Source organism: Bacteroides sp., assembly GCF_019417265.1.
Lineage (GTDB): Bacteria > Bacteroidota > Bacteroidia > Bacteroidales > Bacteroidaceae > Phocaeicola.
The window spans coordinates 1-7,891 of record NZ_DXVR01000042.1; the positions used below are offsets into that span (position 1 = coordinate 1).

At 43.8% G+C, this 7,891-nt stretch carries 9 protein-coding genes; 8 read left to right on the forward strand and 1 reads right to left on the reverse strand.

What is annotated here, in order from left to right:
* Window positions 1-125: 125 nt before the first annotated feature.
* On the reverse strand, window positions 126-734 hold the full coding sequence (locus QZ379_RS06870; protein WP_291562238.1) for a tetratricopeptide repeat protein: 609 nt from the start codon (window positions 732-734) through the stop codon (window positions 126-128).
* 205 nt (window positions 735-939) lie between these two features.
* Between QZ379_RS06870 and QZ379_RS06875 the strand changes: the two genes are divergently transcribed.
* The 8 genes from QZ379_RS06875 to QZ379_RS06910 form a co-directional block, all read left to right on the forward strand.
* Window positions 940-2,019 carry an aminoglycoside phosphotransferase family protein gene (locus QZ379_RS06875; RefSeq protein WP_291562241.1) on the forward strand — a complete coding sequence of 360 codons (1,080 nt, stop codon included), beginning with the start codon at window positions 940-942 and terminating at the stop codon, window positions 2,017-2,019.
* A 278-nt stretch (window positions 2,020-2,297) separates the two neighbouring features.
* The gene (locus QZ379_RS06880; RefSeq protein ID WP_291562244.1) at window positions 2,298-2,726 is read left to right on the forward strand and encodes a SoxR reducing system RseC family protein; all 429 of its coding nucleotides are present in this window, start codon (window positions 2,298-2,300) and stop codon (window positions 2,724-2,726) included.
* Between the two features lie 17 nt (window positions 2,727-2,743).
* Window positions 2,744-3,706, forward strand: coding sequence for a Fe-S cluster domain-containing protein (locus QZ379_RS06885; protein WP_291562247.1), 963 nt, complete (start codon window positions 2,744-2,746; stop codon window positions 3,704-3,706).
* A gap of 36 nt (window positions 3,707-3,742) precedes the next feature.
* Window positions 3,743-5,080, forward strand: coding sequence for an electron transport complex subunit RsxC (gene rsxC, locus QZ379_RS06890; RefSeq protein ID WP_291562250.1), 1,338 nt, complete (start codon window positions 3,743-3,745; stop codon window positions 5,078-5,080).
* 24 nt (window positions 5,081-5,104) lie between these two features.
* Window positions 5,105-6,094, forward strand: a complete 990-nt coding sequence (locus QZ379_RS06895) for an RnfABCDGE type electron transport complex subunit D (protein ID WP_291562253.1) — start codon at window positions 5,105-5,107, stop codon at window positions 6,092-6,094.
* The gene (locus QZ379_RS06900) at window positions 6,091-6,732 is read left to right on the forward strand and encodes an RnfABCDGE type electron transport complex subunit G (protein ID WP_291562256.1); all 642 of its coding nucleotides are present in this window, start codon (window positions 6,091-6,093) and stop codon (window positions 6,730-6,732) included. Before QZ379_RS06895 ends, QZ379_RS06900 begins: the two co-directional genes overlap by 4 nt.
* A 19-nt stretch (window positions 6,733-6,751) precedes the next feature.
* The gene (locus QZ379_RS06905) at window positions 6,752-7,336 is read left to right on the forward strand and encodes an electron transport complex subunit RsxE (protein WP_291562259.1); all 585 of its coding nucleotides are present in this window, start codon (window positions 6,752-6,754) and stop codon (window positions 7,334-7,336) included.
* 19 nt (window positions 7,337-7,355) lie between these two features.
* A partial coding sequence (locus QZ379_RS06910; RefSeq protein WP_291562262.1) for an RnfABCDGE type electron transport complex subunit A occupies window positions 7,356-7,891 on the forward strand: 536 nt, incomplete at its 3' end.

Below are 7,891 nucleotides of genomic sequence, written 5' to 3' on the forward strand. Positions count from 1 at the left end.
TAATCAGTGGTAATGACATTATAACAGTCAACCAAAATCAGGAAAAGACAGTTTACCGTGTGTTCAGTGAACGTTCAGTAAACAGCCGCTGAACGGCTGATAAACATATATTTTTATAAGATATTTTATTTAAGCGACATAAGTCCCATTACATTAGTTACTTTTTCAGCCAGTTCGTCTGTCGGAACAGATTCAATAAGTTTCATCATCAGGTCTGTCACGTCAGTATTGCTGTCTATGGTTAATGCGTGATTCAGGTCGTCGATGGCTTCTTCGTAATGCTTTGTGTTTACATATATCTCTGCTCTTGTCTTGAAGCTTTCAGCATCGTTAGGATTGATTTCTATAGACTTTGTGATGTCGTCAATAGCCTTATCCCATTTTCCGAGGTTGCCCCAGAGGATACTTCTTGTATAATATGCGAACGAACGGTATTCGTTGTCGCTTTCCGGGATGAGTTCTATACTTGAATTTGCAGCCTGCATGGCCAATACGATGTCATCACATGCATTACATATGAGCGACATGTAGCAGTGCGCATATCCGTTGTCAGGATTATTCTCTATTTCTGCATTCAGCAGTTTGTATGCATTTTCTATATCACCATTGTTTAATGCTGTAACCCCTTTGACGTAATTTTCAGATTCAGGGCGATTGAAGTTTTCTGCGTATGATATTCCGCATGTCAACATTATAATTAATAATGTAAAGAGAGATTTTCCAGTGGTCTTCATGTTGCTTTCAAATTTTAAAGTTCTGGCGCAAAACTATAAAGTTTTATTTTAATGACAAAGAAATGCAAATAAAAAATACGCAGATAAATAAAAAACTTCTATCTTTGTGGCATGTAAATAAATCTAAGACTGAAAATAATTGGTATTTTGCTATCCGGCGATAGCAATTTATATAGAATGAAATTTTTTTAAACTTGTTATAACCATGAATTCATTAAATCAAATCATTGAAAAATTTCCGGAAATCACAAATGTTGAATCGGTCAAGCCTTTGACTGCCGGTCTTATCAATCAAACTTATCTTGTAACTACTAAGGAAGGTACTCCTAATTTTATTCTTCAGTGCATCAACCACAATATTTTCAAGAATGTGGATTTGTTGCAGAACAATATCGAGTGTGTGACAAATCATATCCGCAAGAAACTTGAAGCTGCAGGCGAGAAAGACCTTGACAGAAAAGTTCTTCGCTTTGCTGTGACTGATGAAGGCAAGACTTATTATTTTGACGGCGAAAAGTACTGGCGTGCTTGCGTATTCGTCGAAGGCTCACTCACTCTTGATGCCGTTACTCCGGAATCTTCATATCTTGTTGGACTTAAGTTTGGTGAGTTCGAAGCTATGTTGTCCGACCTTCCTTGTCAGCTTGAAGAAACTATCCCAGACTTCCATAATATGGAGTTCAGAATGAAGCAGCTGCACGATGCTGTTGAGGCTGATGCCGCAGGACGTATGGACAAGGTACGTGATATTGTAGCAGAGATTGAGAAGGATGCATACGAAATGTGTTGTGCCGAAAGATATTACCGCGAAGGAAAGCTCCCTAAGCGTATCTGCCACTGCGATACAAAGGTGAGCAACATGCTTTTCGACAAGGAAGGAAACGTTCTTTGTATCATCGACCTTGACACGGTGATGTCAAGCTTCGTGTTCTCTGATTTCGGCGATTTCCTTCGCTCGGCTGCCAATACAGGTCAGGAAGACGATAAGAACCTTGACAACGTGAAGTTCAATTTCGAGATTTTCAAATCATTTGCAAAAGGATATATCGAGTCTGCAAAATGTTTCCTCACTCCGCTGGAAATAGAACTGCTTCCTTATGCGGTAACATTGTTCCCATACATGCAGGCAGTGCGTTTCCTCACTGACTATATCAATGGCGACACTTATTATCAGATTAAATATCCTGAACATAATTATGTCAGAACTCTTGCCCAGTATAAACTCTATAAAGAAGCCAAGGCCGCAGTGGGCGAGATGAGAGAGTATATCAATTCACTTGTTTAATTTAATAAAGCGGAACACGAACGTGTCACGGCTTCCGGAACGGCGCGTTTATGCAGCTGTTTCAGCACATCCGATATGAAAAGAGCCTTATTCTCAATATTCCTGCCACAACGGTCGGTTTGTTCACTGGATATGGCTCTTTTTTGTATTTTTTTATCATTATGCCCTGCAAGTACTTCTGAATTGGATTTTTTTCACAAAAAAAAATCCGTTAACGATAACGGGAATTGAAAATTTGTTGTACATTTGCTGCATATTTGTAATGTGTAGTTTGCAAAATGAATAATAATATAAAACACCTTGGTATTGTGGAAAGCATAGACGGCTCTCACGTTAGGGTCAAGATTCTTCAGAGCTCGGCTTGTTCGTCGTGCAGCGTGAAAGGTCACTGTAATATTTCGGAGACCAAGGAAAAAATAATCGATATACATGATAAGGAAAGTGCGGACTGCTGCTCGGTAGGGCAGGAGGTGATGGTTTGCGGCACTACTTCTATGGGTATGAAAGCCGTGGTACTGGCATTCGTGCTCCCATTTATTGTACTCTTGGCTGCACTGTTCGTTACTATGAGAGTTACAGACGGAGATGAGGCTGCATCGGCTTTAGTTTCATTATGTACCCTTATACCTTATTATATTATAATATATCTTTTGAGGAACAGAATAAGCAGGACATTTTCATTTACATTGGAAACAATAAATAATTAATAAACTAACTTTAATTTATGGATTTAATTTTAATTGCAGTAATTTCATTGGGAGCCATCGGCTTGGTTGCAGCAGTAATTCTGTATGCGGCATCTAAGAAATTCGCTGTGTACGAAGATCCGCGAATTGCCCAGGTAAGCGAAGTGCTTCCTCAGGCTAACTGCGGTGGATGTGGTTATCCGGGATGTTCGGGTTTTGCCGCTGCTTGCGTGAAAGCCGGTTCACTCGAAGGTAAACTGTGTCCTGTAGGCGGACAGCCCACAATGGAGAAAGTAGCTGCCATTCTTGGTCTTGAAGCTGCAGCTTCAGAACCTAAGGTAGCAGTGGTGAGATGTAATGGTACATGTGCCAACCGTCCTAAACTTACTCAGTACGACGGTGTACGCTCATGTGTAGTGGCTAACTCTACTTACGGTGGTGAGACAGGATGTACATTCGGATGTCTTGGCTGTGGCGACTGTGTGTCGGCCTGTACATTCGGTGCCATCAAGATGAATCCTGAAACAGGACTTCCTGAAGTGAACGAAAGCAAGTGTACTGCCTGCGGTGCTTGTGCAAAGGCATGTCCTCGTTCAATCATCGAAATCCGTCCTAAAGGTAAGAACAACCGCCGTGTTTACGTTCAGTGCGTCAACAAGGATAAGGGTGCTGTTGCCCGCAAGGCTTGTGCTGCTGCATGTATCGGTTGCGGCAAGTGTGTGAAGGTTTGTCCGTTCGAGGCTATCACTCTTGAAAACAATCTTGCTTACATCGACCCTGCAAAATGTAAGTCATGCCGCAAGTGCGAAATGGAATGTCCTCAGAATGCAATTATCGCTGTGAACTTCCCTCCAAGAAAGGCAAAACCTGCTGAAGAAGCAGCTCCAAAGGCTGAAACTACAGCTCCAAAAGCTGAAACTGTTGCTCCAAAAGCAGAGCCGGTAACAGAACAGCCTAAAGCAGAGACTCCTGCACAGGATGCTCCAAAGGCAGAAGCATAATTAATCCGATTAGTAACAATATTAAACGATATAAACGTGAAAACATTTAGAATAGGTGGAGTCCATCCGGCAGAAAACAAATTGTCGGCAGGCAAGGCGATAGAAACGCTTGCCCTCCCCAAACAGGCTGTTTTCCCTTTGTCTCAGCATATAGGTGCACCGGCTACAGCCATCGTAAAGAAAGGTGACGTAGTGAAGGTTGGTACAAAGATTGCCGAAGCAGGCGGTTTCGTGTCGGCTGCTATCTACTCTTCAGTATCAGGTAAGGTGAACAAGGTGGACAGCGTTATCGATGCCAGCGGTTACCGCAAACCGGCTATCTTCATAGACGTGGAAGGTGACGAATGGGAAGAATCAATCGACCGCAGTACAGAATTGGTTAAGGAATGCAACCTTACTCCGGAAGAAATAGTAGCCAAGATAAAGAACGCAGGTGTAGTAGGTATGGGTGGTGCATGTTTCCCAACTCATGTCAAGCTTACTCCTCCTCCTGGATGCAAGGCTGAATGTGTTATCATCAACGCAGTAGAGTGTGAGCCTTATCTTACTGCCGACCACCGTCTGATGCTTGAAAAAGCTGACGAAATCCTGGTAGGTGTACAGATTCTTATGAAAGCCGTAAAGGTGGACAAGGCTTACATCGGTATAGAGAACAACAAGCCTGATGCCATCAAGCTGATGACAGAAAAGGCTGCCCGGTACAAAGGCATTGAGGTAGTTCCTCTGAAAGTGAAATACCCTCAGGGAGGTGAAAAACAGCTTATCGACGCTGTTATCGGCCGTCAGGTTCCTGCTCCTCCTGCAATTCCTATCAACGTGGGTGCCGTAGTTCAGAACGTAGGTACTGCATATGCTGTTTATGAGGCTGTACAGAAGAACAAACCGTTGTTCGAACGTGTGGTTACAGTGACAGGTAAATCACTGAAGAACCCTTCAAACTTCCTGACACGTATGGGTACACCGATGAGCCGGCTTATCGAAGCTGCCGGAGGTCTGCCTGAGGATACAGGAAAGGTAATCGGTGGTGGTCCTATGATGGGTAAGGCACTTGCCAACACAGAAGTTCCTATCTGCAAGGGTAGCTCAGGCGTTCTTATCATGAACGATAAGGAGGCTGCACGTGCAGAGGCTATGCCATGTATCCGCTGTGCAAAATGCGTAAGCGCATGTCCTATGGGACTTGAACCGTTCCTTCTTGCAACAGCATCAGCTCATGGCGACTGGGAACGCGTAGAGAAAGAAATGATTATGTCATGTATAGAGTGTGGTTCATGTCAGTTCACATGTCCTTCACGCCGTCCTATGCTCGACTATATCCGTTTAGGTAAAGGCAAAGTAGGTGCGATTATCCGTGCACGCAATGCTAAAAAATAATCAATCGAAATTTATCGAATAACTATGGCTAATAAATTAATAGTATCTTTATCACCCCATGTACACAGCGGCGACAGCGTACAGAAAAACATGTACGGTGTAATTATAGCCTTGATACCTGCCTTGCTCGTGTCATTCTATATGTTCGGTCTTGGGGCTGTAATCGTTACGCTCACATCTGTTGCAGCGTGCTTGTTCTTTGAATGGGCGATTACCAAGTTCATTCTGAAACGCGAACGTACAACCATACTTGACGGCTCGGCAGCACTTACAGGTCTGTTGCTTGCCTTCAACCTTCCATCAAACCTTCCTTTGTGGATTATCATCATCGGTGCCCTTGTGGCAATCGGTATCGGTAAGATGACATTCGGCGGATTGGGATGCAACCCTTTCAACCCTGCATTGGTTGGACGTATCTTCCTGCTTATCTCTTTCCCTGTACAGATGACTTCATGGCCGGTAGCAGGTCAGCTAACTGCTTATACAGACGCTGAGACAACTGCCACTCCTCTTGCTCTGATGAAAATGGCTGTAAAAGGTGATGCTACTGCTCTCGAACAGCTTCCTTCTACTATGGATCTGTTCCTCGGTAACAATCCGGGATGTATCGGTGAAATCAGTGCATTGGCATTGCTGTTAGGTTTGGTATATATGTTGTGGAAGAAAATCATCACATGGCATATCCCTGTATCAATCATCGTAACAGTGTTCGTATTCGCTACACTGCTTAACCTGGTTGACCCTGCCAAATATGCTGACGGACTTACTCATCTGTTCACAGGTGGTCTTATGCTGGGTGCCATCTTCATGGCTACAGACTATGTTACATCGCCTATGAACCACAAAGGCATGATTATCTACGGTATTGCCATAGGTTTCCTTACAGTACTTATCCGTACTTTCGGTGCCTATCCGGAAGGTATGTCGTTCGCTATCTTCATCATGAACGCATTCACTCCGCTTATCAATACTTATTGCAAACCTAAAAGATTCGGGGAGGTAGTAAAGAAATGAAAAAGTTAGAATCATCATTGAAGAATATGGCTCTCGCCCTGACAGGCTTCTCTGTAGTGGCCGGAGCAATATTGGGCTGGGTGAACGAAGTGACTGCCGAACCTATAGCACAGGCCAATGCAAAGACATTGAGCGACGCTATAGCAGTGGTAGTTCCTGGTTTCGACAATAACCCTGCCGAAGCTCCTGAGACAATAGATGTTGACGGTGTTTCATACAAGATTTACAAGGCTACAAAAGGTGGCGAGTTTATCGGTGCTGCAGTAGAATCTTCATCTATGGGATTCGGTGGCGAACTGAAAGTCCTTGTCGGTTTCGATGTTGAAGGAAACATCATCGACTATTCATTGTTGAGCCACGCTGAAACTCCGGGATTGGGTTCTAAGGCTGCCGACTGGTTCAAGAAAGGTGCCAAAGGCGATATCACAGGCAAGAATCCCGGCGAAGCTCCTCTGGTAGTGTCAAAGGACGGTGGTCAGATAGATGCCATCACAGCTTCTACTATCACTACAAGAGCATTCCTTGCTGCAGTGAACAGCGCATACGGAGCATATAAGAACCAGCATGTTGACGGTACAAGCGGTGCAACACAGCAGGCTGCTGCTGAAGAGAAAACTGAAAATGTAGAAAACAAATAAACAGGAGAGGAGTAAGATTATGAATAATTTTAAAGTATTGATGAACGGAATCGTTAAGGAAAATCCTACTTTCGTTCTCCTTTTGGGTATGTGTCCTACTTTGGGTACAACATCTTCTGCCATCAACGGTATGGGTATGGGACTTGCTACAATGTTCGTGCTAATCTGTTCAAACATTGTAATATCTTCTATCAAGAAACTTGTTCCTGACATGGTTCGTATTCCTATCTTCATCGTTGTCATCGCATCGTTCGTGACTGTTCTGCAGATGGTAATGCAGGCATACGTTCCTGCCCTCTACGCTACTCTGGGTCTGTTCATTCCGCTTATCGTGGTGAACTGTATCCTTCTTGGACGTGCTGAGGCTTTTGCTGCAAAGAACAATCCTGTAGCCTCATTGTTCGACGGACTTGGTATGGGACTTGGTTTCACTATCGCCCTGACATTGCTCGGCGGTGTACGTGAATTCCTCGGAACAGGCAAGATTTTCAATATCGCAATAATGCCGGAACAGTATGGTATGCTGATATTCGTCCTTGCACCGGGTGCCTTCATCGTATTGGGCTATCTGATTGCTATTGTAAACCGCTTGAAGAAAGCATAACCCTTAAAAGACTTTTTATATGGAATATATATTGATATTTATTACAGCTATATTTGTGAACAACATCGTGTTGTCACAGTTCCTTGGTATCTGCCCGTTCTTAGGCGTATCAAAGAAAGTTGAAACAGCTATGGGTATGGGTGCGGCAGTAGCATTCGTGTTGGTTCTTGCGACTATCGTTACTTACGTCATCCAGAAGTTTGTCCTCGATGCTTTCGGCCTCGGATATCTTCAGACCATTGCGTTCATCCTTGTCATCGCTGCGTTGGTACAGATGGTAGAGATTATCCTCAAGAAGGTTTCTCCATCGCTCTATCAGGCACTTGGAGTATTCCTTCCTCTTATAACAACCAACTGCTGTATCCTCGGTGTTACAATCCTCGTAATCCAGAACGATTTCGATTTGCTTACAGGTGTTGTTTATGCATTTGCTACTGCTCTTGGTTTTGCGCTTGCGCTTATCGTGTTTGCCGGAATCCGCGAACAGCTCAGTATGGTGAACATACCTAAGGGTATGCAGGGAATGTCCTGTCTCTTATACACATCTGACGCTGC

What these genes read in the sequence shown, in the direction of transcription:
- QZ379_RS06870 (WP_291562238.1), bottom strand. Translation starts at nt 734, where the DNA reads ATGAAGACCACTGGAAAATCTCTCTTTACATTATTAATTATAATGTTG.
- QZ379_RS06875 (WP_291562241.1), top strand. Translation starts at nt 940, where the DNA reads ATGAATTCATTAAATCAAATCATTGAAAAATTTCCGGAAATCACAAAT.
- QZ379_RS06880 (WP_291562244.1), top strand. Translation starts at nt 2,298, where the DNA reads ATGAATAATAATATAAAACACCTTGGTATTGTGGAAAGCATAGACGGC.
- QZ379_RS06885 (WP_291562247.1), top strand. Translation starts at nt 2,744, where the DNA reads ATGGATTTAATTTTAATTGCAGTAATTTCATTGGGAGCCATCGGCTTG.
- QZ379_RS06895 (WP_291562253.1), top strand. Translation starts at nt 5,105, where the DNA reads ATGGCTAATAAATTAATAGTATCTTTATCACCCCATGTACACAGCGGC.
- QZ379_RS06900 (WP_291562256.1), top strand. Translation starts at nt 6,091, where the DNA reads ATGAAAAAGTTAGAATCATCATTGAAGAATATGGCTCTCGCCCTGACA.
- QZ379_RS06905 (WP_291562259.1), top strand. Translation starts at nt 6,752, where the DNA reads ATGAATAATTTTAAAGTATTGATGAACGGAATCGTTAAGGAAAATCCT.